Origin of the sequence: Bacteroides xylanisolvens, from assembly GCF_018289135.1 — a bacterium.
GTDB lineage: Bacteria > Bacteroidota > Bacteroidia > Bacteroidales > Bacteroidaceae > Bacteroides > Bacteroides xylanisolvens.
Genome location: NZ_CP072216.1, coordinates 1,530,565 through 1,552,784 on the forward strand (window position 1 = coordinate 1,530,565; position 22,220 = coordinate 1,552,784).

The following is a 22,220-nucleotide window of genomic DNA, read 5'->3' on the forward strand; positions in this document are numbered from 1 at the left end:
CTAACGAATTCTAAATATTGAAAATCACCCACGCTACAGATAGTTATAGCGTGGGTGAAATTATTAGGGATATTCAGTAAATGTTCCTCTTTCTAAAAAATCAAGAGAAAAGCTTTGCTTTACGTGAGCTTTTCTCTTGATTTTTTCGTTCAACTCTCCCAGTCTTCTATCTTTTTTGTATAATATTGTTTACATATTCTTGTTTTTTCCTTCCCCCCATGCATTATGTACATGTCTTTTTTAGGGGAAGTTAAAACCTCTCCTGTTTTTCCTGTTATTTTAGTCAGATTATGCTGCCTTTCTTTTTTTCTTTTCGACCTTTTCTATCATACATACCGCATTGGCTGTATGTATCCCAAAGAAAATCCAAAGTACTTCCGTTTTCCTGTTTCTAGCTTTTATCCTGGCCAGTGAGTAATGTTGTTTCTGCGTTCCAAAACTTCCTTCCAGGCGGGTAGCTCTTTCACGGCTGAGTTCCGACCGTAAGATTTTCCGAAGCGGCTCATCTTTGGCAGCTCTGCCCTTACGCTTAAAGGAAGTACTTATATGATATTTTGTACAAAATTTCCGGTTGGCATTATTGGCATAGATTGAATCCGCCGCAAGCGCCTTAACCCTAACCCCGGTCAGTTGTTGTTGCAGATGAATACAGTCTTTCAAACGTACTCCTTCGTTAAAAGCCTTAAAGGAGATATGTTCTATAAAGGAGATTCCGTCTATCTGTATATTGTTGACTTTGGCTCCGAATTCAACGGATTTGGTTTCCTTGCCTCTAATAATGGGGCGAAGGTAATGCCGGTCGATACTCACGATACGGTTGGACACTTTTTTGCCTGCAAATAAATTCTTCCCTTGCTCAAGGACTGTCTGTATGACCGAGAAACGTCTTTGGTAATCAGAGGATAGTGTAAGCCTGTTCCTGTAGGATGAATGAAGCAGCTCCAGCTGGTCAAGTAACTTTTCCAATAACTGAAGTAACCTTCGTGTAATCATACGAGTCTGTGATTTCTTGCGTTTACGCAGTTTACTATAAGCAAGATAGGCACGGCGTACATCAAGATACTTGTTACGGGGACGTTGTATGTGCAAGGTCTGGCAATGTTTGCACAGATGACGATGAAGCCATACAATACCTTCCCATAAGAGTTTGGTATCAGTAGGAAAACGCAGATGACTTTCATAACAGGTGGCATCGGTCATACAGACATGAAGGTTCTCAAGATAAGGTTTCCAATGCTCGGCAAGAATGAGCTGGAGGGACTCAACGTCAAGGCGATCCGCTAGTTCCTGACGAATTGCACTAACGATTTTAGGATTGGTTAGTGGATGAAGCGGATCAATCTGAACACCACAAAATAACTGGTAATGAATATTACCGTTTAAATGCTCAATCAGTTGTGCATCGGAAAAGTTGGTATAGGACTTCAAGACCATCAAGGCTATTTTACCTTCGGGAGAAAAATAACTTTTACGACCCAAAGCAGAGGACTTCAAATGCATTTGTCGGGCCAGTTCCGAGAAAGGGAACAGAGAATGGAGTCGACCTAATTCACTCGTTGCAAAACTTTGACGATATTTTTTAAGTATATCGAACTCGGTAAAACCTAAACAAGGTTCGATTTCTGAGATTTTTTGTATCTTTACCATGTGTTTTTATTTTTAATTACCCCCGTTTTGGCCGTCAAACCGTTTTTTGGGGGGAATGCTTAAAGATACAAAAAAGGCAACTAACTCGCAATGAATTAGTTGCCTTAAATTTTATTATTTTAGGAATATCCCTTATTAATGAGGGACTTGTCAGACAGTCCCTATTATATTTATTATGTGGGAAATGTCCCTGCTACAGTAAGGAAATAAGAAGGGCACAGAGTCAAAATCTAAATTTAAAACTCTGTGCCCTTTCTATATATTATATTTAATAACTATTTCATTGAAAAGTTATTTTCTTGTTGGCTAGGAAATTAGCTCCTCCATAAATAAACAATCCCAGAAATTGAGCCAGATATTCATTCATGTCCAGTCCTTCTACCAATAAGATAAGAAATAAAAACTGTGCGGTGTAAGCCACGGCAAAAGCAGAACAAAAGAGCAGTATCTGTTTCCAGATACTATTCTTTTTATTTTCTACGGGGAATATCCAGTATTTGCACCAGAGAAAGTTATGGATTTGAGCTATCAGATACGCTGTTATATTAGCCACCATATAGTCGCCGTCAAATGACATTTCTTTCATCATTAACCATACAACCAACGCCATAATCAAAGCGTTCATTGTACCGATGACTATAAAACGGAATATGCGTACAGATTCTTTCACTCGCCCTCTTTCAAATCTACGATCAAATTCAGTTCATCAAGCTGGCTCTGGTCGATTGCAGAGGGTGCGTCCAACATCACATCACGTCCGGAATTATTTTTCGGGAACGCAATACAGTCGCGTATAGAATCCAATCCTGCAAACAAAGACACCCAACGGTCGAGTCCGTATGCCAAACCACCGTGAGGAGGCGCACCATACTTAAAGGCATTCATCAGGAAACCAAACTGTGCCTCTGCCTTCTCCGGAGTGAATCCAAGAATCTCGAACATCTTCGCCTGCAATTTCGCATCGTGGATACGGATAGATCCGCCGCCAACTTCCACACCGTTGATTACCATATCGTATGCATCTGCACGTACAGCTGCCGGATCAGTGTCCAACATCGGAATATCTTCCTCTTTCGGATGAGTAAACGGATGATGCATAGCCATCAGGCGTCCTTCCTCCTCGCTCCATTCGAACATCGGGAAGTCAATCACCCAAAGGCAAACAAACTTATTCTTATCACGCAATCCCAGTTGAGCACCCATTTCCAGACGAAGCTCGCAAAGTTGTTTACGTGTTTTCATTACATCGTCGCCAGACAGAATCAGAATCAAATCACCCGGTTTAGCTCCAAATGCATCTTTCATTTGCTGGAGCACCTCCTGCGTATAGAATTTATCTACACTCGATTTCACCGTTCCGTCGGCTTCCACACGAGCATAAACCATTCCTTTCGCACCAATCTGCGGTTTCTTTACAAATTCGGTCAATGCATCCAGCTGCTTACGGGTATAAGTCGCAGCACCTTCTGCACAGATACCGCCCACATAAGCCGCATTATCGAATACAGAGAATCCGTGACCTTTCATGATATCCATCAGTTCCACGAATTTCATGCCGAAACGCAAATCCGGTTTATCGCTACCATAATATTTCATGGCGTCCGCCCAAGACATACGTTGGAATGGTTCATTCAGTTCCACCCCACGAAGAGTCTTAAACAAATGTTTAGCCATTCCTTCGAAAGTAGAGATAATATCTTCTTGCTCAACGAAGCTCATTTCACAGTCGATCTGTGTAAATTCCGGCTGACGATCGGCACGCAAGTCCTCGTCGCGGAAACATTTCGCAATCTGGAAATAACGGTCGAAACCGGAAACCATCAACAACTGTTTCAAGGTCTGCGGAGACTGCGGAAGTGCGTAGAACTGTCCCGGATTCATACGTGACGGCACCACGAAGTCGCGTGCGCCTTCAGGAGTAGAACCGATCAAAACGGGCGTTTCCACTTCGATGAAACCCAGACTATCCAGATATTTGCGAACTTCAATTGTCATTTTATGACGCAGTTCCAAATTGGAACGTACAGCGTTACGGCGTAAATCCAGATAACGGTATTTCATGCGGATATCATCACCCCCATCCGTGTTATCTTCGATAGTGAACGGAGGAGTCATGGCAGTATTTAGTACGTTCAGTTCGGAAACAATGATTTCAATGTCTCCGGTAGGAATGTTTGCATTCTTGCTGAAACGTTCATTAACCGTTCCTGTCACTTGAATGACGAACTCACGTCCCAATTTATTAGCACGTTCACAGAGTTCAGCATTAATTTCTTCATTAAAAACCAATTGGGTAATTCCGTAACGGTCGCGAAGGTCAATGAAAGTCATCCCTCCCATCTTACGGCTGCGCTGTACCCATCCGGACAGCGTGACTTGCTTGTTTACATCAGAGATTCTAAGTTCTCCACATGTGTGCGTTCTAAACATATATTTTTTATTTAAACGATTATCACTCGCGTTTTTATTTTGATCGAACCAAAACTGCGCAAAAGTACGCAATAATTTGTAATTCGGTGTCAGTAATCCGTTATTTTATCAGACTTTCTTTGTCAGCTTTTTCAATATTTTCTTGTTTCTATCTGTTATATTGTCGACGATGGCTTCATTCATCAATTTGATGCCATTCATATATTCCTGCGCTCTTTGGAGCACATTGGCTGCGTCCTTTTCCGATGCTCGTGGCACTACCACGCGCAATCCTCTTTGAATCAGTTGAATATTTACATTGGCATCCGTTTCCATGGGGTCACCATCAAAATGCACGACGCCCGGAGTAGTCCGGCGGATGCACAACTGCTTGCAGCGGAAAGTCTTGATACGGCTATTCTGATCGATTGTTTTATTGAATAATTGAAAGGCCAATGAAGGAACGTCCAATACGGTGAACGGTTCGAGAATGGTCACATCCAGCAAACCATCTGTCAGAGTGGCTTGCGGTGCGATATAAGCATTGTTTCCATATTGCGACGCATTTCCGCAGGCAATCAGGAAGGCTTTATACTTGGAAACTCCGTTTTCCGTTTCCAGTTCGTACGTTTCCGGCTCATATTTAAGACTTTCCTGCAGGGTTTTCTCCAGATAAGTCAATAGCCCCCGTTTACCGGCATGCGCAAACTTCAGACTGACAAACGCGTCGAATCCCACTCCGCAAGTGCAGAAAAAATCCGTACCGTTAATCTTACCATAATCTATCACATCCATGCAACCTTCGTTCAGCACTTCCAATGCTCTCTTCGGTTCCATCGGTATATGCAGATGCCTCGCCAGTCCATTGCCCGATCCACAGGGAATAATTCCCAGCGCGGTATCAGTATGCACCAACGAACGAGCTATTTCATTGATTGTTCCATCCCCACCAATAGCCACTACTATATCTGTTTTCTCTTCGGCAGCTTTGGCAGCTATTTCTACTGCATGACCGGCTCTTTCCGTATACACTACTTCCCAAGAGTATCTCGCCTTGTCTATTTTTTCGTCCAGCAAGTTAAGAATCAATTCTTTACTTTGTGTTCCCGAAATAGGATTGACGACGAATTTTATTTTTTTCATTCTTTCGTTCATGCTATTCTTGTCGATTGTAGACGACAAAAGTAATATAAATATCTTAAATTTTAATCTATTAGAGGTTTCTAATCATACGAGAACAACTTTTTTCTCTTAAAAAGAACAGATAAAAGCAAATTTTGTTATCTTTGCCCCCTGTTTTTAAACACTTGTTAAGATAAAAGGATGTAAGATCGTCAGCGAACGATCTGAGTATGAGTATAAAAATTATAATTCATGGGATTATTACAAGAGAAGTTAGCTAAGTACGACCTGCCACAAAAGTTTATGGCACAGGGCGTTTACCCATATTTCCGTGAGATAGAAGGAAAGCAGGGTACAGAGGTAGAAATGGGCGGACACGAAGTGTTGATGTTCGGTTCCAATGCATACACTGGCCTTACGGGAGATGAAAGAGTGATTGAAGCTGGTATCAACGCCATGCATAAATATGGTTCCGGTTGCGCAGGCTCGCGCTTCTTGAATGGTACGCTTGACCTGCACGTTCAGTTGGAAAAAGAACTGGCTGCCTTTGTAGGCAAAGATGAAGCGCTCTGCTTCTCAACCGGTTTTACGGTGAATTCCGGAGTTATTCCTGCTTTGACAGACCGCAATGATTATATCATTTGCGATGACCGCGACCACGCATCTATCGTAGATGGCCGTCGTCTCTCCTTCTCTCAACAATTAAAATATAAGCATAACGATATGGCGGATCTGGAAAAGCAACTTCAAAAGTGCAATCCAGATTCAGTGAAACTAATCATAGTGGACGGTGTGTTCTCTATGGAAGGTGACTTGGCAAACTTGCCCGAAATCGTACGCTTGAAACATAAATACAACGCTACTATCATGGTAGACGAAGCTCACGGCTTGGGCGTATTCGGAAAACAAGGACGTGGCGTCTGCGACCATTTCGGTCTGACTCACGAGGTTGATTTGATTATGGGTACTTTCAGCAAGTCACTGGCTTCTATCGGCGGATTTATCGCCGCTGATTCTTCTATCATCAACTGGTTACGTCACAACGCACGTACTTATATTTTCAGTGCATCCAACACTCCGGCTGCTACTGCATCTGCTCTCGAAGCTCTCCACATCATCCAAAATGAACCGGAAAGACTTGAAGCATTGTGGGAAGCTACCAACTATGCATTGAAACGTTTCCGTGAAGCTGGCTTTGAAATCGGTGCAACAGAATCACCTATCATCCCTCTTTACGTACGTGACACGGAAAAAACGTTTATGGTTACCAAATTAGCTTTTGATGAAGGTGTATTCATCAATCCGGTTATTCCTCCGGCATGTGCACCGCAAGATACTTTGGTACGTGTGGCATTAATGGCTACTCATACAAAAGATCAAATAGACCGTGCTGTAGAAAAGCTAGTTAAGGCATTTAAAGCATTGGATCTTTTATAATCTACGAGAAATAAATCACTCATATCAAGTGAATAAAATAAAAGTCTGACACAAATCAATGTGCCGGACTTTTAGATAAGATTTTCGTTCCTTTCTTCATAACCAAAACATCCGGTTCGGATATTGGATTGAGCCTGTGCAAACAGATCATGGCTTTGCATGACGGAAGTATCAACGTAAAATCTGAATTAGGGAAAGGAAGCTGTTTTATTCTTACTTTCCCTAAATGAGAGCCACCAAAAGTCTTCCGGATTCTTTAATACGATGGATTAATCTGGGCAGCAGAGGATAAATCATCCTCTACTGCCCAGACTATTTGTATCCGGATTTAACTCCTTAACAGCTTCTTTGACTGCTTTACGAGTCGGCTTGCGATATACTTCCGCCTGTTGAACGGGAACAATCTCATTCACCATTTTTTCATATCCTTTTTGCTCTAACAAGTGGACTTCTTTTTCACCTGTTTCTTTTTGTTTTCTTGTTTTCATAAGGCTTTTCATTTTAAAATTCTTATTTATAGAACAGAAAACATTGAAAGATAGTTCATACTCACAAATTATTCGTGTACAAAGAAACCACCCCCAATATACCACTATGGACTTGTTCATTCCGATACAAGATTTAAATTGAATAGTTACATAGGTTCTTCGTCAAATTTGGTGGTAAGTTTTTCTCCGCTCATTTAGCTAATTCAGTCAGTGCCTAATTTATGAAAGCAAATAAAAAGGGATAATTATTAACTTGGAAATAAAGAGATAAAGAATTTACCACCAAATTTGACGAAGAACCGTTACATAGTGAAAAAATATCCATCATGCTATCATTCATTTTAATAGTATTCTCATTATCAAAAGAATAAGTATGATAGATACCTTTTTTAAAGGTATCTATCATACTTTTATTGCAAAAAACGGCTATCTATCATGCCTATACTTTGTCTATTTTTAGTGTAGTATTAGGTGAGATTACCCATTTAAAGGCATAGGGATACACGTTTTATAGGATGATAACCTGTATTTGACAGCTTAATAATCTATTGGGAATGGTGGTATTTATATAGCCCACGTATGCAGGCTGTACAGCCCACACCTGCAAACTGTACAGCCTACAGATGCGGGCTGCACGGTTTACAGGTGTGGGCTATAAACTTATCGCCATTAAAGTTGGATTATTAAGCCGTGATCATCGGATTTATACGGATTCATTGCAACAAAAACAAGCTATCTTATGCATATAGGGCCTTTATTCGACTATTCCATTGATGATAGACAACCTGTTTTTGCTGGTAAAAGTATGATAGATACCTTTTTTTAAAGCTATCTATCATACTTATTCTTTTGACAATGAGAATACTATTAAAATGAATGATACTTATGATAGATGTTTTTCACTATGTAGCATTTAATTCAAATCTGTGTTCTAATGAAACAAACTTTTGAGACGGTTGCCCTGATTTATGTATACCTTTTCTATAAATATATAAATTAAATCATATATTTGTGCTTTCATTCAACTCATCCTCTTATTAAATTATGAAAGAAAACAAATACGACAATAGCGATTTCTTCAGTCAATATTCTCAAATGTCCCGCTCGGTGGAAGGCTTGAAAGGAGCCGGAGAATGGCATGTATTGCAGAAAATGCTCCCCGATTTTGCAGGGAAAAGAGTTTTAGACTTAGGCTGCGGATTCGGTTGGCATTGTGTCTATGCGATAGAACACGGAGCAACACACGTTACCGGAATTGATATTTCGGAGAAGATGCTCGAAGAAGCCCGGAAAAGGAATCCTTCTCCATTCATTGAACACCAATGCATGGCTATCGAAGACTTTGATTTCCAGCCGGATACTTATGACATTGTCATCAGTTCGCTAACCTTCCATTATCTTGAATCTTTTACGGATATATGCCGGAAAATCAATAACTGCCTGACTCCAGGAGGCGCCTTCGTCTTCTCCGTAGAACATCCGGTATTTACAGCCTATGGCAATCAGGAATGGCATTACGACCAGGACGGAAAGCCTATCCATTGGCCGGTAGATCGCTATTTTACGGAAGGCAAGCGCACAGCAATCTTTCTGGGCGAAGAGGTTGTCAAATACCACAAAACGCTGACTACGTATATAAACGGACTCCTTCAAACCGGATTTGAGATATGCGAACTTATAGAGCCACAACCGGACGAAAGATTGCTGGATACCATCCCAGGAATGAAAGATGAATTACGGCGTCCGATGATGCTTTTGATCTCTGCCAAGAAAAAAAGTAAAGACGCAAAGCTATGAGATTCAAGGCATTGAAAAATAATAGATAAAAAACATTCGTTTAGCTATTGTTAATTAAAAAATACTCCCTATCTTTGCACCGCTTTTGAAAAGAACAACCCTTCAAAAAAGTAGCGGGGTGTAGCGCAGTCCGGTTAGCGCACCTGCTTTGGGAGCAGGGGGTCGTGGGTTCGAATCCCGCTACCCCGACTACAAAAAGACAGAAAGGGTTATTATAAAAGCACTTCGGGATGTAGCGCAGTCCGGTTAGCGCACCTGCTTTGGGAGCAGGGGGTCCCAGGTTCGAATCCTGGTATCCCGACAAAATTAAAAGAATATCAATTAGTTACATACATAAATGTATTCTTTTTAACTCGATCTTCAAAGTGTCTATAATTGTCTTTTAGTTGGTAAATCGTCAATATACAATTAAAAGTGATTATTATGGCAAAACAAAAGTCTATTGTTATCTTACCACACCTAAAAGATTGTGGTGGTGATTTGAGTAAAACATGGTTCGTAGAGTATTCATGTCGCAATCCTCAAACAGATGAAATGAAACGATTCCGGGTCTATAACGGTTTTGCAAAATTAAAGACCAAAGAAGAACGTTACGCTTTCGCAGAAAAAATCATAAATGACATTAAGGAGAAATTTGCTAAGGGGGAAATTCCATTCTTAGACACAAAAGTTAGCTACAATGATGAGTTGCTATATCATAACATTGCGAAACGATGGGGTAATGAAAGAAAAGGTTCTATCGGAATACGTACATATCTCTCTGATTTCTTAGCAATTAAAAAAGTAGAAGTAATTCCTCACTCTTTTCAGACTTATAAATCCAAACTCCGCATATTTTGTGAATGGGTGGAGCAAACTGGTTTGGACAAAAAAAACATTTGTTTTTTCGAACAGAATTCAATATGCGAATTTCTATGCTATATTGTAGAAAAGCATGATGTAAGCCAGCGAACAGTGAAAAAGTACACTCAAATATTACATGGTTTCTTTGATTATTTACTAAAGGTAAAAAGGATTATAGATACTAATCCGGTACATGATATACCTAATATGGGTAGCATTAAAGATGAAGCAGCCAAACCAATTCCTGACCGGGAGCGTCAGTTACTATCAAAGCACATAAAGGAACATGATCCTCAATTATGGTTAGTGTGTCAAATGGAATATTATTGTGCCATCCGTCCAAATGAGTGCAGACAACTACAAATTGGAGACATAGACTTTGACAATCACATAATAACAGTCCCCAAAGATATCAGTAAGAATCGACAGACCGAATCGGTAAACATTCCACGCCAATTATATGACTATATATATAATATCTTGAACCTCGATACACATCCCAAAGATTTTTATATATTCTCTCATAATGGTGTCCCTGGCAAAACAATGTTGGGAAAGAATAATTTTAGATTTAGGTTTGATAAAATACGTGATCGACTCAATGTTTCAAATCAATACAAATTATACAGTTTCAAACATACAGGAGGGGTAAAACTTGTAAATGAAGGTATTGATACTTGGGAACTACAACGTCACTTTCGTCATAAATCTATTGATACTACAGAACGATACATTAGAAGAAACTTCGCTGTAAAAAGCGATAAAATAAGAAATGATTTTCCCGATATCTAACGTACAACCTACAACCTAAAAGAGGCAACGAACGCTGCCTCTTTTAGATTATTTATTTCGGCTATACACTCCCCCCACTGCAATTATCAGAGCTATAATGATATATGCTTTATTTTTATGTAAATCCCACCATGATAACTCTACGACCTTTTCTTTTTGGCTCAATATAGCATTCACCTTACTACTAATAGTATCTAATCGGTTAGAAAACTGTTGTAAGGTAAGAGATAATGTTTCATCAACTTCTGTTCGTTCCTGATCCTGCTTAGTTGCAGTAGTGATACTTTCTTTCACCGGATATTGTTTCCCTGTTGAATCCGGAGCAGATAAGTAAACAGTTGTATTTTCAATCTTCAGATCACGAAGTTTGTCAGTAGTAATTTTCGTTTGCTTATTCACATCCAGCCGTAGGGATTCTATTAAGTTTCGCAGATACAAAAAGTCCCCTGAATAGTCAATCTGCTTTTGTGTATCGATGTTACGAGAAGTTTTGCAAGATGACAACCATATTCCTGACATCAGGAATATGGTTATATAAATTAGCGCTTTCATGGCAAGATCACTGTATTACGAAGAAAATTAGAAAACTCGGAACGAACGTCAAAGCAGGGACAAGCCTTGATGTATTCTGCCGGTTCAACTTCACCGGACCCGTCCAAATCGGATGAAGTATCACGATGTCCGAGAACCTCGACAATATCATACTCCTTACATAACTTTGCTACCAGCTCACGTAAACTAGTTTTTTGAGCAATCGTTCGTGTATCAGCAGGCTTTCCAGAGGCGTCCAGTCCTCCGATATAACAGATGCCAACACTATGCTTATTATACGAAGACTCTGAAAATCCTTTGGTATTACAATGCGCTCCATCAATGCTTAACGGTCGCCCATTCTCAACCATTCCGTCAAGGTCGATCACATAATTATAACCGATCTGACTAAAGCCTCTTTGTTTGTGTATCCGGTCAATGTCTTTTGCACGTAAATCCTGCCCGGCACGTGTGGCCGAGCAGTGGATAATAATCGAATCAATAGTTTTCATTTCTTTTCCTCCCATTTTAATTAATAATCACTTGGCGGCTGCCGGTTAGAGCATCCGCGAACATCACATTTTTTTATCTCTGATTCTTTCAGCCGTAATTCCAATTCATGTTTATCATGAATAAGCTGTAACTTCTCCGCCTGTTCCTGACGAAGCTCTACATAGATAGCATCAATTTTCGTATCACGTTGAGCAATACGCTCTTCAAGCCAGGCAACTTGTTTCCGCTCGTTTTCATTCTCTGCTGCATCTGCTGCTGCATCCTCTTTCCTTGCATCAGTCTTCCGATTGACGTAGAAATTTACAATCCATTTAATTGCCTCCAAGCCTCCTAAAGCTCCGAGTATTGTTAGCCAATCGTTTAGTTCCATTTATACCTTTATATTTTCAGTTTAGACTCTAGATTCTGTCTATTCTTATTAGAATCCGTTATATGGGCACCAATGCGTTGTAACTTCACTTTCTTTTCATCAAAATCGATTGTTACACGATTTATGCAATATGCAGATTCATCACCTGTACTTCTTTTCAAATCTGAATATTTATATTGCTGTGGCCTATCCTGATCTATCACTAATTGCAATTGTTCTGGAAAAAGTGGAAGATATTCGCATACATCCCAATGCGTATGACCACCAATATGAAATAAGAATTTACAAGGAGTACTTGCGGAAAAATCTTCATTTATAGTTAATTGAGTACCATTTACATCACCACAGAAGAAAGTGCCTTCTATCACCGTTTTCTTCAAGTAAGCATCCATGATTTTAGGAAGGATCAAAGGGTCGCAGGACTTGCTCTTGTCCGAAGCGTTATTAATTGATTCATATTCATAGTTATCCGGTGCTTTTTCTGAAATAAACTCGCCCATATTCTCATTTCGATATGCTGATACAGGTTGGTGATGCGCAAGAATCAGATAATAACTAGAAGGAGTATTCTTCAGCAAGTTAATAAACCAGTTCATTTGCTTCTGTGAATATACAACACCATGCTGTGAACCTGATGGAGTTCCAACCTCTGTGTATTCATATTCATCAAAGGAAATTATACGGATAGTATTCTTGTCTACAACAAAGTCTTTATGCCAGTAACTCCCTGCGCCTTCAGGATCACCCATTACGGCTCTGGTTGTCATATACGGAGTGATATAATTAGCCTTCGCATCCGCTTGATTATGAGCGAAATCATCCGCTACATCATGATTCCCTAACATCACAAGAAACCTGTCACTTGATGCAACAACTTGTTTCATTTCGGAAGTAAGCTGCAAATCACCTGTAACAAGCGTATATATACTCTCGTCTGTGTCCATCAATTCCTTACACTTATTTAAGCCGTAGATTGATTTATGAGTGTCTGATATATGAAAGAAAGAGAATGATTCCTGAAAGCAGAACGCTTTATTTATAAACTCCGTTAAAGTGAGGCCATTTACATCCTCTCCGTCCGAAAAGCGTCCTACTGTTCCCCGGATTGGATTGATTCCTGTTAAATAAACTGCATCAGATACCGTTACAGGCAAAGGTTGCAGATTGTTAGATTTATCGGATAATTGTACTATCTTCTTTTCCATATCACCCTGCTATACATAGTTGAAAACCCTGATATGTCTTGATATAAGAAACGTCTTTTGTATCATTTGACCAGAAATCCGCCATTTGTACACGCGTGGAAAGTTTATCTACATCATTGATAGAGATCGACTTGACATAACCAGGCGCATATTCCTCACCGGATGCATTACCATCAACTTCCACTTTTATCTTCGTTGGAGAAGTTGCAGGAAAACCGTCCCCTGCCTTAATGCTACCTGCATACTGTACATTGATAAGACCGCCCATGTAGAATATATTAGCGCTTTGTACATCATAACGTCCGGAATATGAGCTCTTTAATATGTTTGCAACAAATACAGATTCGGTTGTCGAATATGTATCCAACGGACCTTCATAATACAAATGCGTCATCTCTGTCCTAATATCACCATTGTTGAAATTCTTATTATAAAGAATCTTACCTGCCGCTTCCGTAGTAGTTATAATACCATCATTTAGCACGATTCCAGTCAGACTATCACAATCATATTTTGAATCAATTGAATAAAGTTTAGAAATAACACCTCCCGTTTCTTTATACCCAAGAAAATCAAGCTTAGGCTCTATACCCAAAAGTGCAGTATGACGATCGTACTCTTCTTGTGTAGCTCCAGCAGAACCTTTCAGTAATATTCCACCATCAGCAAGTACACGTCTACAGAATTCTGAAATAACCGTGCTTGCACCGGAATCGTTATAAGTTACTGTTACATCTTTTTCAGCATAAATAAGTGGGTTGTAAGATGATGCCGCTTTTATCTTCACTAAGCTACCGGAGGCACCCTCTTTCACTGTCAAGACACCGGAAGAATTGATTGAAGCATAATTGGCTCCTGAAACGATAGACCAGTTAACGCCTTTCTGTGTTGTAGACGCGGGGGAATATGATACCGAATATGTGCCGGAGACACCATCAATGGAAGCCTCACCAATTATGCTTATACCTGTTACTTTAATATCACCCGAAGGTGTGGGAGACACATCCAAGTGTGTATCGAAAGTACTATCTATAAAAAATGCAAGTCCTGCCATAATAGTATTTTTAAAAGTTATATATTTTATCATTTATTATTTCGTAGGTTAGACTTCCTGAAATTCCCGAACTATTAAGAACTTCGATGAAATGCGAAGATACCTTTGCAACATCAAATCCATTCTCTGTATAATTCATCACATCCTTTCCGGTAGAGTCAGGGAAGTGATAACCGGATTCCAACACTTTCAGGATTATAGAGGACAGATAATCGGCACTTCCCGAAGACGATGCTATTAATTTTTTCACCTCATCTGAAAGCATATCTGATGTTACCACGCCAGTTGCAAGAATCAGAGAAAGGAAATGAGCTGATATTTTTGCAACATCAAAACCTTTCTCTGTGTAATTCATCACATCTTTCCCCGTAGAGTCAGGAAAATGAAAGCCGGGTTCATTGACTTTCATGATAAACGAAACTGATTCAAGAGAATTATTCATAGCCTTTATCGAAGCATCAAGTATTTTTATCGCATCAGCGTTAGCCTTTCCTTTGTCACCCTCATAGGCTGTACCGGGCGCTTCGCCCAGATTCAGTGTATTTATTAACTCTTTTACTTCGTCAGACAGCATCTCTTCCGATATTACTCCCGTTGAAAGAATGAGTGACAAAAGGTGTGCTGAAACCTTAGCAACATCAAAACCTTTATCGGTATAGTTCATTACATCTTTACCCGATGAATCAGGAAAGTGGAAACCGGATTCCTGCACCGTGTTGACACTGTTAGTCAAGCGCCCTATATCAGAAGCGTTATTCAGGGTTTGAGCCTTAATAGTATCCGTTTCTTCCTTTTTCGCATAATCATTCAAGTCGACACCGGGGGTATCAGCCGGGGATTTCCCTGTACTGTACCATATTCCGGATACATCACAAGCATACACTATTCCCGGATAGGAATTGCCAACATAGGCATAATCCCCGACACGTGGAAGGGGAATTTTTGCTTTCAGGCTACTTTCAGAAGTGAAATATCCTTTGAAATACTTCAAAGAAGATTTTAAGGATTCAATTTCCATTGAAGTCTTCTGAAAATTTTCATTAATCGAGGTAGCAACATCTCCCCAACTAGCCGTTTTTTTTATTTCGTTTAGTTCCATACGACAATTTCACTTATCCATTTAAACCAAAATTTATATCTTCTGCCACCCATCTTGTATTGGAAGAATCTGCATCAAAGCAAATACCTGTAAGTCTAATAATGCCATGTCCTAATTTACCAAAGCTAATTTGTGTATCCCCCGTTACAACTCTCGTGTTTGTACCTTCTTTATAAACAATAAAATCACTTTGATTTGCAAACTTAATTTCGTATGTTAATATTGCCCTAAGAACATAATAAGGTAATATAATTTGCTTAATAGAACCTTTAGGTACAGTAGGCAACTCTACATAATTGGTATTCATTGCATATTGTTTATCAAACAAATCTCCATATGCTTTACCATCTTTATCCCACATAATGGCCTTGTTCGCCAGCCAACCACTACCGTCCTCATTCAAAAGAATCTTCTCATTTGCAATAGAGACCTTTCCAGAAAAGACACCACCCAAAGCATAAATGTATCCGCGTAAAACAACATCGTTCAGAATTGTGCGCCCACCATGGGTAAAAACAATCTTTGCAATACTGTTCAGCTCCTCATCGGTAGGTTGATAAGATGGATTGTCTTTATACTTTGCAACTGTTGAAATCGCTTGTTCAAGCGTACCACCCCCAAACGCAAACACGTCATCGTCATTATTATATATACCACTGATACCTGCCGTCACTCTTTGCATCCGGCCATCCTTATAATTACCCAACTGCAGTATATTAGCAAGTACCAGACCGCCAAGAATATCTACTGAACCGTCTTTTATTGCTGACGTAAGATATTCCAATTCTTGATAATGGGCCAGTTCAGAAGTGTTATCCATCATGGATGCCCCCCATGATGATGGAACAGTCCCCCTTTCCAGCTGTAGCTCGCAGAAACTACCTGTTACAGAGTGGATAGATAGAATACTTCCCGCAGAAAGTGTCTTAAAACGGCAGATATAACGTTTGTACTCATCTGTCAGAGGGATTGTTTCCGCATAACCGCCACACGAAAATGTTACACTTGTTCCTTTACCATAAAAAGAAAAGATATATGATTCCCCTGGAATAATTCTATAGAATAAGGCTTGCGTCATACTGCCGGACTTTATGACAACCTCTTTCCCCGACATGGAGATTTCGGATTCCTGCGCAACAGCATTAACAACATCCCAATATTTCAGAGATGGAGAATACAACTCCGATGTTACGTCAAGAGAAGTGTCCGAATTCAAGTTAGCCGTTTGGTAGTCACCTGTAAAACCGGAATTACGTAACAGATTATTCTTTCCAAATTCAATGCCGCCAATCGCACTATCTGCCGCCTCTTTAATTCCTTCCGGTAACCCGTCAAGACTCTGCCAACCGGTAGAACCGGGCTGAATATGTAATTTACCGGAAAGCTCATTTCCGGATGGGGACAACACTGTTACTTCCCTACCTTCAAGAGAATAGGAATCGATTCCGGCATATTGTTTAAATGAGGGAGAATCAGAACCATAGGAAGAGATAACAATAGCATTTTGCCTCTCTTTATATAGACGGTTCCCAAGTTGGCAGATATTGTCACCAGCAGCCGGAACAGTACTCCCTGTATCGCAATCATCCTTACTCAAGTCTATATAATCATCTCCGACGCCAACGACTAAACGCCAATAATATTGATTACTGACATTATCATAGATGCCTTCCTTAACATTTATATCACGGCATTGGGCCTGATCATTTTCTGCAAAAAGATTTTGTACAGCTTTACTTCCGTCATCAGCTTTCATAAAGCAACGGTAATAAGTATCGTACTCTTCGACACGAATACACGTCATTCCGGCAGGAGACAATATCTGTTGCCCGCCAACATGAGTGGAATGACGAATTTCGAGAGTATCAAAAACAGCTTTTAAGCGGATATAAATTTCATCCGCCTCAATATATGTTTTGCCGTTTTGAGGATTTACCTTGAAGCATCCGCCACTGCCTAAAATACCAGAAAGAAAGTCGCCTAATTCAATGCCTTCTTGGGCTTTTATAAGTCCTTCAGAAACAAGACCTTTCAAAAAAGTAATTAATCCGGCGGCTGTGTCACTATCTACCTTAGAAAGTTTTTTATCCAGTTCCTGTGCTATCAAATCAAATAAATCATCAACAGTAGTAAACTTCCCATCTAATTCCTGGAAGTTTACTACAATTTTGGCAAAGTTTCTCTGCAGCTTGAGCCGTACGTCACGTCCGGTATCATTCGCTCCGTTCCACGGGACTATATTTTCATAATTATTATCCATCACGCACTATGTAAGTTCTAATTCATTTCCATCAAATTCTAACAATAGAATTTGCCAGCACATTCCATATTCAAGAGTATCTGTATCTATAAAATTCAGCATATAGTCAGCAAAGCGATTTGTTTCTAAAGTGCTTTGCTTACGAAGTCGGGCATGCTCAACCTTGACTATGCCCTGACTTTTATTACGTTCATAACTATAACTCATAAAAGCAAATGAGAAGACTTCTCCCCGTTCGCTTTTCTCTTTCATTCGACGAATTGCTTCATATATTTCCATACTACAAAAGTACCTTCCAGATAAGCCTTAAAAAAGGACAATAAAAAACCCCAAGTCCTCACGGATTTTGGGGCTAGTTTCATTTAGTTTTAACTTTAAACTTGTGACAGGAAAGCGTCTCCCGACGCAAATACTCCTCTATAACAAACACATTGCAAATATACTCTCCTTTCTTGCCTTAAAAAAGGACACTAACCACGACTCACATTCCTTTCCATTCTCTCTAATTTTTTAATCCCATCACGAACAGCTCGCGAATCAACAATTAAATCTTTCTCAAGAATAGATTGAAGCAAATCATTATTCGTATTCAAAAGAACGAATAGTTTACGCAATGTCTCTTCGTCCATGATATGACCGCTAACAGTATATCGGGAGGAAGAAGATACTGAATCATCAGAATAACCACCACTATATTTACCACTTTTAGTACGTACCTGCTCTAAAATTTGTGTAGTGTTCAACATTCGGATTGTTCCATTCTTTTGCGCAACATTGAAAACATCAAGAAATTGGCGCACATGAGGATTCTCTACTCCCTCATGATTGGTCACGAATTCATTTTTATGAACGGGAATAACTCCAGAAACATCATCCGGATTTCCTGTTTTAGTATATCCTTCAACATATTCATCAGAATAACCACCGGACTTCAAGCCCTTCGCTTCATCCCGTTGCTGTTTGGCTACAGCTATCTGTGCCGCACCACTAGCTACAGCTGCCGCAGCTGCAATGGCACCAAGAGCCGGACCAACAATAGGAATACCGGCCATTGCCTTATATGCTTCCATTGCAGCAACAGCAGTACTTGCAGTAATTTGTAAAACCGATACGGCAAATTGTTTGTCTGCATATTTCCTCTTTACCTGATTTAGGGCCTCTTCTTTCTCTTCTTCTAACTTAGTTGTATCCTTCCCGGCTTTCTTGGCGGCTTTTATTTCCTTGTCATATTTATGAGTTACTTTGTTCATTTCTGCATCTTGGAATCCCTGAACAGCAGAAGAAGCACTACTCATTATACTACTCACAGCATTAAAATACTGTTCACTTCCTTCTATCTTTTTCTGAATATATTCATTATTGATTTTATTTTTTGCTATTTCGTATTCTTCCTCTGAAAGCAGCCCTTTTTTATGTTCCTCCTCAAGAGCTTTCAGTTTTAAATCTCTAATATCCTCGGCAGCGTCCAACTCATATTTTTGTATAACAGTAGCCCTATCCTTCGCTCCTTTTTCCTCAATTTTTCTCTTCGATTCTTCATATACAACCGTAAGAAGAGTAATATCCAACCCATTCTTTCGAGCTAGTTCTAATTGAGATTGATAAAAGGTTTCCAACGCTGCCAATTGTTGATCTGCGGAAGCCAAACCGTTCATCTTGTTAAACTGGCTACTGAAATTCTGAATTTGATTAGCACTATCCCGAATGATCTTATTACGTTTATCACTAATTTGTTGTTCAAGATTGAGAATGTTATCCCCTGCCTCCTTTAAGGCTTTGGCTTTGACCTCTCCATTTTGGAATTCAAGTTCAGCAACATCGTTTTTATAATCTTTTGCTATTTCGAGTCTGGAATATAGAGAGGCAATCTCAATAGCTAAAAGGCGATTTTTATAATCTTTTTCTGTCAGCTCACCACTATCATTGAGTTTAGACTGTTCAAGCAGAATATTTTTCTCTCCAGCATTAACAGTATTCAGCCTCCTGTCCCGATATTCTTTAATTAAGTTGAGACGAGTTTCTTCTGACTTTTTTAGTGTATTATAAATTGCGCTTTGTGCCTCACTTTCCAATTTACCCAATTCAGCCAGATGTTTCTTATCTTTTTCACTTGACTGATACTTTTTGATGATTGCCAACCTTTCAACCTGAAATTCCAGTTCTTTTTGAAGAGCATCCAACTGATATTCATTCTCCGTTCTGGCTAACGCATCAGAACTCTTTTGTAGCAATAATAATTCTTCTTTATATGCGTTTTCTGCATTTTGCAAACGAGTAGTCCAAGGCTTTTTGTCTTCGCCATCCGGTGGAGGTGGAACTCCTTCTGTATTCTTTTCTACCTCTATTTTTATCAATTTCTTACGAGATTCTTCCATGTGCGCATTTAGTAGAGCCACCTCGTTATCAATAGCTCTCACTTGATTAACACCTTTATTTATATATCTATCCAAAACATTGTCAGCCCATGAATCTGTCATTAAACCTAGAGACTGCTTAAATCCATTCAACATATTAGCAGCGCCAGCCTCAATATCCTCTAAAAAACCATTATCTGGACCATTCTTTAATATATCATTTTTTTGGTCATTCAATTCAGATACTTTCTGCTGAGTTTGTTTTATCTCCTCTAATATAAGTAAACTATCAATATAGGCATTTACAGCATTAGTGGCTTGCTCTGTATTTATTTTCTCTAAAGTAAGATTACCCAAATATTCAGGAGATAGTTCATTTAATCTTTTTATTGCAGCCTCCCTCTCCTCTTTACTTCTTTTCTCATCCCTAGCTATATTTAAGAAATCCTTAACTGATGCAGCTTCTTGATTTACAATAGAAACAGATCGTCTACGAATATCTTGAAGTTTTCTTTCCAGACGTTCACTCTCACTTAACTGTTTATTAGTATCAATAAGTAAACCAATGAGGGATGCACCTATTGTTAGAAGTAATCCCCATGGGTGTGCTTTTGCAACACTATATAAAGTTTTTAGCCCCGTGACAATTTTACCAGTCCAAAGTACTTTAGCTTTATCTGCAATAACCGAAGCATTGACAGCAATTGTATATCCTGCAATGGTAGATGTTGCAAGTATAATTGCATTTTTATATTTACTAAATATGGATACTATTTTAACTAATCCTTTGACTGTAAGACTACCGGTACTCACCATGTATTTCATAACTGGAAGTAACCGTTCTCCAAGTTCGATCCGGATTTCCTTAAAATGTTTCTTAGCTTTATCCAGCTCTGCCTGAACCGTTGTGTTTTGTACGTTATACTCATTTGTGATGCTGGTACCATCAATGAACGCCTGATTAGCTGTTTCCTGCTCTTTACGGACTTTCTCAATATTGCTAGCTAATGCACTGATAACTCCGGCCGCTTCAGCACCACTCAACTTCATTTCCTTTAAAACAGGTGCCATTTTATCCATACCACCTAATTTTCCCAAACTAGCAAGGAACTGAAGAACAGCTTCATTAGCATCCGTCTCCATCAGCGTTGTGAATTGCTTAACATCCATTCGAGCTATTTTCGCGTACTTTGCAGGCTCTTGATATAATTTTAAGATCAATCCTTGTAAAGCAGTGCTGGCCATCTCACTACGAAGCATATTTTGATCGAGCGCCGAAGCAAATCCCATGACATCAGTAATTGATAGTTTTGCTTGTTTTGCAACTCCTCCCATGCGCGCACTGAATTCCACCAAATAAGGTTCAGCAGCACTAGAATTTTGTGCAACTTCGTTCACTGCACTACCGATAGCTAACATATTTTCTTTCATTGAACGTTCGCTATCACCAAACATATCTGCCAACTTGCCAATATTCTTGATAGCATCCTGTCCTAGGTCCTCCCCAAGTGCAACATCAATCATATTAGCAGCTTCTACAAACTCCAAAACATCATTTTTCGCTGTTATTCCAAGTCGTCCGGCATCTCCTGCGAGCTCATTTAAACGTTCACGTGCAGTACGGGTATCCATCTTCTTAAACTCCTCGTTTAAATCAGCAACCTGTTCACTCGTCATACCTGTATACTTACGCACCTGGCTTTCCGCTTCCTGCATCTGTGCAAACTCATCCACACATTTACGAGCGGTCAAGGTTATTCCTGTCAATGAAGCAATTACACTCGCACCGATGGCAGCATATTTGTTAAACCCACTGGGAAATTTCGACAGAGACATTTCAGTAGAATCAATTTGTCCTCTCAATATTTTCAATCGTTCTTCTACTAAATTCAAATCGCGTTGATATGACAACCATTTTTCACTATTAGGAATTGAACGATCCATTTGCACTTTCAATGTCCGTGCTCCTTTTCTCAATTCATCATAAGTTAGACCGGTCAGTCCTACAACCTTTTTATGTTCTTTATATTCATTATTAAGCTTATCAAGAGCTGCTTTTTTCTCTATATAAACTGCTGTGTCTTTTTTGCCATCAGTCTCCATTTTAGAAAGTTCGTTTCTTAAAACAGAAATAACGTCTTTCGTTTCAACTAATTTTTGCTTTGCTTCGGCATTATCAATGCGAATAGCTATTCTAAAGTCATTAATACCAATTCCCATAAACTAATTAATTAATACACAAAAGTACCCTCCAAAGAAGCCTTAAAAAAGGACACGAAAAAGGCCCACACTTGTATTT

17 protein-coding genes, 2 tRNA genes and 1 pseudogene are annotated in these 22,220 nt (G+C 39.4%); 6 read left to right on the top strand and 14 right to left on the bottom strand.

Annotated elements, in window-relative coordinates; translation table 11 throughout:
- Nucleotides 1-288 precede the first annotated feature (288 nt).
- The 4 genes from INE92_RS06310 to INE92_RS06325 all read right to left on the bottom strand — a co-directional run bounded on the left by INE92_RS06310 (nucleotide 289) and on the right by INE92_RS06325 (nucleotide 5,211).
- Complete coding sequence (locus tag INE92_RS06310; RefSeq protein ID WP_212701986.1) at nucleotides 289-1,647, bottom strand: transposase; 1,359 nt, start codon at nucleotides 1,645-1,647, stop codon at nucleotides 289-291.
- Between the two features lie 280 nt (nucleotides 1,648-1,927).
- The gene (locus INE92_RS06315) at nucleotides 1,928-2,317 is read right to left on the bottom strand and encodes a GtrA family protein (RefSeq protein WP_004312886.1); all 390 of its coding nucleotides are present in this window, start codon (nucleotides 2,315-2,317) and stop codon (nucleotides 1,928-1,930) included.
- Nucleotides 2,314-4,077 carry an aspartate--tRNA ligase gene (aspS, locus tag INE92_RS06320; RefSeq protein ID WP_134993568.1) on the bottom strand — a complete coding sequence of 588 codons (1,764 nt, stop codon included), beginning with the start codon at nucleotides 4,075-4,077 and terminating at the stop codon, nucleotides 2,314-2,316. Before aspS ends, INE92_RS06315 begins: the two co-directional genes overlap by 4 nt.
- A 108-nt stretch (nucleotides 4,078-4,185) precedes the next feature.
- Nucleotides 4,186-5,211, bottom strand: coding sequence for a diacylglycerol/lipid kinase family protein (locus INE92_RS06325; protein WP_004312888.1), 1,026 nt, complete (start codon nucleotides 5,209-5,211; stop codon nucleotides 4,186-4,188).
- A gap of 219 nt (nucleotides 5,212-5,430) precedes the next feature.
- Between INE92_RS06325 and spt the strand changes: the two genes are divergently transcribed.
- Both spt and INE92_RS06335 read left to right on the top strand, forming a co-directional pair.
- On the top strand, nucleotides 5,431-6,615 hold the full coding sequence (spt, locus tag INE92_RS06330) for a serine palmitoyltransferase (RefSeq protein ID WP_004312889.1): 1,185 nt from the start codon (nucleotides 5,431-5,433) through the stop codon (nucleotides 6,613-6,615).
- 68 nt (nucleotides 6,616-6,683) lie between these two features.
- Nucleotides 6,684-6,845 (top strand): annotated as a pseudogene (locus tag INE92_RS06335) (ATP-binding protein); the annotation flags it as partial.
- A gap of 63 nt (nucleotides 6,846-6,908) precedes the next feature.
- Here INE92_RS06335 and INE92_RS06340 read toward each other — a convergent pair.
- A complete protein-coding gene (locus INE92_RS06340; protein ID WP_195436679.1) occupies nucleotides 6,909-7,103 on the bottom strand; it encodes a hypothetical protein in 195 nt (64 codons plus the stop codon).
- A gap of 1,044 nt (nucleotides 7,104-8,147) precedes the next feature.
- Here INE92_RS06340 and INE92_RS06345 point away from each other — a divergent pair.
- The 4 genes from INE92_RS06345 (at nucleotide 8,148) to INE92_RS06360 (ending at nucleotide 10,535) form a co-directional block, all read left to right on the top strand.
- Nucleotides 8,148-8,900 (top strand): class I SAM-dependent methyltransferase, encoded by a 753-nt coding sequence (locus INE92_RS06345; protein WP_015531128.1) that lies wholly within the window; start codon nucleotides 8,148-8,150, stop codon nucleotides 8,898-8,900.
- 114 nt (nucleotides 8,901-9,014) lie between these two features.
- A tRNA-Pro gene (locus INE92_RS06350) sits at nucleotides 9,015-9,089 on the top strand.
- 37 nt (nucleotides 9,090-9,126) lie between these two features.
- A tRNA-Pro gene (locus INE92_RS06355) sits at nucleotides 9,127-9,201 on the top strand.
- Nucleotides 9,202-9,323: 122 nt separating this feature from the next.
- Entirely contained in the window at nucleotides 9,324-10,535 is a 1,212-nt protein-coding gene (locus INE92_RS06360; protein WP_015531129.1) for a tyrosine-type recombinase/integrase, read from the top strand.
- A gap of 48 nt (nucleotides 10,536-10,583) precedes the next feature.
- Here the strand turns inward: INE92_RS06360 and INE92_RS06365 are convergent, their stop codons facing one another.
- The 9 genes from INE92_RS06365 to INE92_RS06405 form a co-directional block, all read right to left on the bottom strand.
- Nucleotides 10,584-11,087 (bottom strand): hypothetical protein, encoded by a 504-nt coding sequence (locus INE92_RS06365; protein ID WP_015531130.1) that lies wholly within the window; start codon nucleotides 11,085-11,087, stop codon nucleotides 10,584-10,586.
- Entirely contained in the window at nucleotides 11,084-11,578 is a 495-nt protein-coding gene (locus tag INE92_RS06370) for an N-acetylmuramoyl-L-alanine amidase (protein ID WP_149944834.1), read from the bottom strand. The genes INE92_RS06365 and INE92_RS06370 overlap by 4 nt, the downstream gene beginning before the upstream one ends.
- Nucleotides 11,579-11,598: 20 nt before the next feature.
- The gene (locus tag INE92_RS06375; protein WP_015531132.1) at nucleotides 11,599-11,949 is read right to left on the bottom strand and encodes a hypothetical protein; all 351 of its coding nucleotides are present in this window, start codon (nucleotides 11,947-11,949) and stop codon (nucleotides 11,599-11,601) included.
- An 8-nt stretch (nucleotides 11,950-11,957) separates the two neighbouring features.
- Nucleotides 11,958-13,154, bottom strand: coding sequence for a metallophosphoesterase family protein (locus tag INE92_RS06380; RefSeq protein ID WP_015531133.1), 1,197 nt, complete (start codon nucleotides 13,152-13,154; stop codon nucleotides 11,958-11,960).
- Between the two features lies 1 nt (nucleotide 13,155).
- Entirely contained in the window at nucleotides 13,156-14,208 is a 1,053-nt protein-coding gene (locus INE92_RS06385) for a hypothetical protein (protein WP_195436680.1), read from the bottom strand.
- 10 nt (nucleotides 14,209-14,218) lie between these two features.
- Entirely contained in the window at nucleotides 14,219-15,307 is a 1,089-nt protein-coding gene (locus INE92_RS06390; protein ID WP_015531135.1) for a hypothetical protein, read from the bottom strand.
- 13 nt (nucleotides 15,308-15,320) lie between these two features.
- Nucleotides 15,321-17,567, bottom strand: a complete 2,247-nt coding sequence (locus tag INE92_RS06395) for a hypothetical protein (protein ID WP_015531136.1) — start codon at nucleotides 17,565-17,567, stop codon at nucleotides 15,321-15,323.
- Nucleotides 17,568-17,573: 6 nt separating this feature from the next.
- Nucleotides 17,574-17,819 (bottom strand): hypothetical protein, encoded by a 246-nt coding sequence (locus tag INE92_RS06400; RefSeq protein ID WP_229097059.1) that lies wholly within the window; start codon nucleotides 17,817-17,819, stop codon nucleotides 17,574-17,576.
- Between the two features lie 218 nt (nucleotides 17,820-18,037).
- Nucleotides 18,038-22,141 carry a phage tail tape measure protein gene (locus INE92_RS06405; protein ID WP_195436681.1) on the bottom strand — a complete coding sequence of 1,368 codons (4,104 nt, stop codon included), beginning with the start codon at nucleotides 22,139-22,141 and terminating at the stop codon, nucleotides 18,038-18,040.
- Between the last annotated feature and the right edge of the window lie 79 nt (nucleotides 22,142-22,220).

Coding starts and splice junctions, on each gene's coding strand:
- INE92_RS06310 (WP_212701986.1), bottom strand. CDS start 1,647: ATGGTAAAGATACAAAAAATCTCAGAAATCGAACCTTGTTTAGGTTTT.
- aspS (WP_134993568.1), bottom strand. CDS start 4,077: ATGTTTAGAACGCACACATGTGGAGAACTTAGAATCTCTGATGTAAAC.
- INE92_RS06325 (WP_004312888.1), bottom strand. CDS start 5,211: ATGAACGAAAGAATGAAAAAAATAAAATTCGTCGTCAATCCTATTTCG.
- spt (WP_004312889.1), top strand. CDS start 5,431: ATGGGATTATTACAAGAGAAGTTAGCTAAGTACGACCTGCCACAAAAG.
- INE92_RS06340 (WP_195436679.1), bottom strand. CDS start 7,103: ATGAAAACAAGAAAACAAAAAGAAACAGGTGAAAAAGAAGTCCACTTG.
- INE92_RS06345 (WP_015531128.1), top strand. CDS start 8,148: ATGAAAGAAAACAAATACGACAATAGCGATTTCTTCAGTCAATATTCT.
- INE92_RS06360 (WP_015531129.1), top strand. CDS start 9,324: ATGGCAAAACAAAAGTCTATTGTTATCTTACCACACCTAAAAGATTGT.
- INE92_RS06365 (WP_015531130.1), bottom strand. CDS start 11,087: ATGAAAGCGCTAATTTATATAACCATATTCCTGATGTCAGGAATATGG.
- INE92_RS06370 (WP_149944834.1), bottom strand. CDS start 11,578: ATGAAAACTATTGATTCGATTATTATCCACTGCTCGGCCACACGTGCC.
- INE92_RS06375 (WP_015531132.1), bottom strand. CDS start 11,949: ATGGAACTAAACGATTGGCTAACAATACTCGGAGCTTTAGGAGGCTTG.
- INE92_RS06380 (WP_015531133.1), bottom strand. CDS start 13,154: ATGGAAAAGAAGATAGTACAATTATCCGATAAATCTAACAATCTGCAA.
- INE92_RS06385 (WP_195436680.1), bottom strand. CDS start 14,208: ATGGCAGGACTTGCATTTTTTATAGATAGTACTTTCGATACACACTTG.
- INE92_RS06390 (WP_015531135.1), bottom strand. CDS start 15,307: ATGGAACTAAACGAAATAAAAAAAACGGCTAGTTGGGGAGATGTTGCT.
- INE92_RS06395 (WP_015531136.1), bottom strand. CDS start 17,567: ATGGATAATAATTATGAAAATATAGTCCCGTGGAACGGAGCGAATGAT.
- INE92_RS06400 (WP_229097059.1), bottom strand. CDS start 17,819: ATGAAAGAGAAAAGCGAACGGGGAGAAGTCTTCTCATTTGCTTTTATG.
- INE92_RS06405 (WP_195436681.1), bottom strand. CDS start 22,141: ATGGGAATTGGTATTAATGACTTTAGAATAGCTATTCGCATTGATAAT.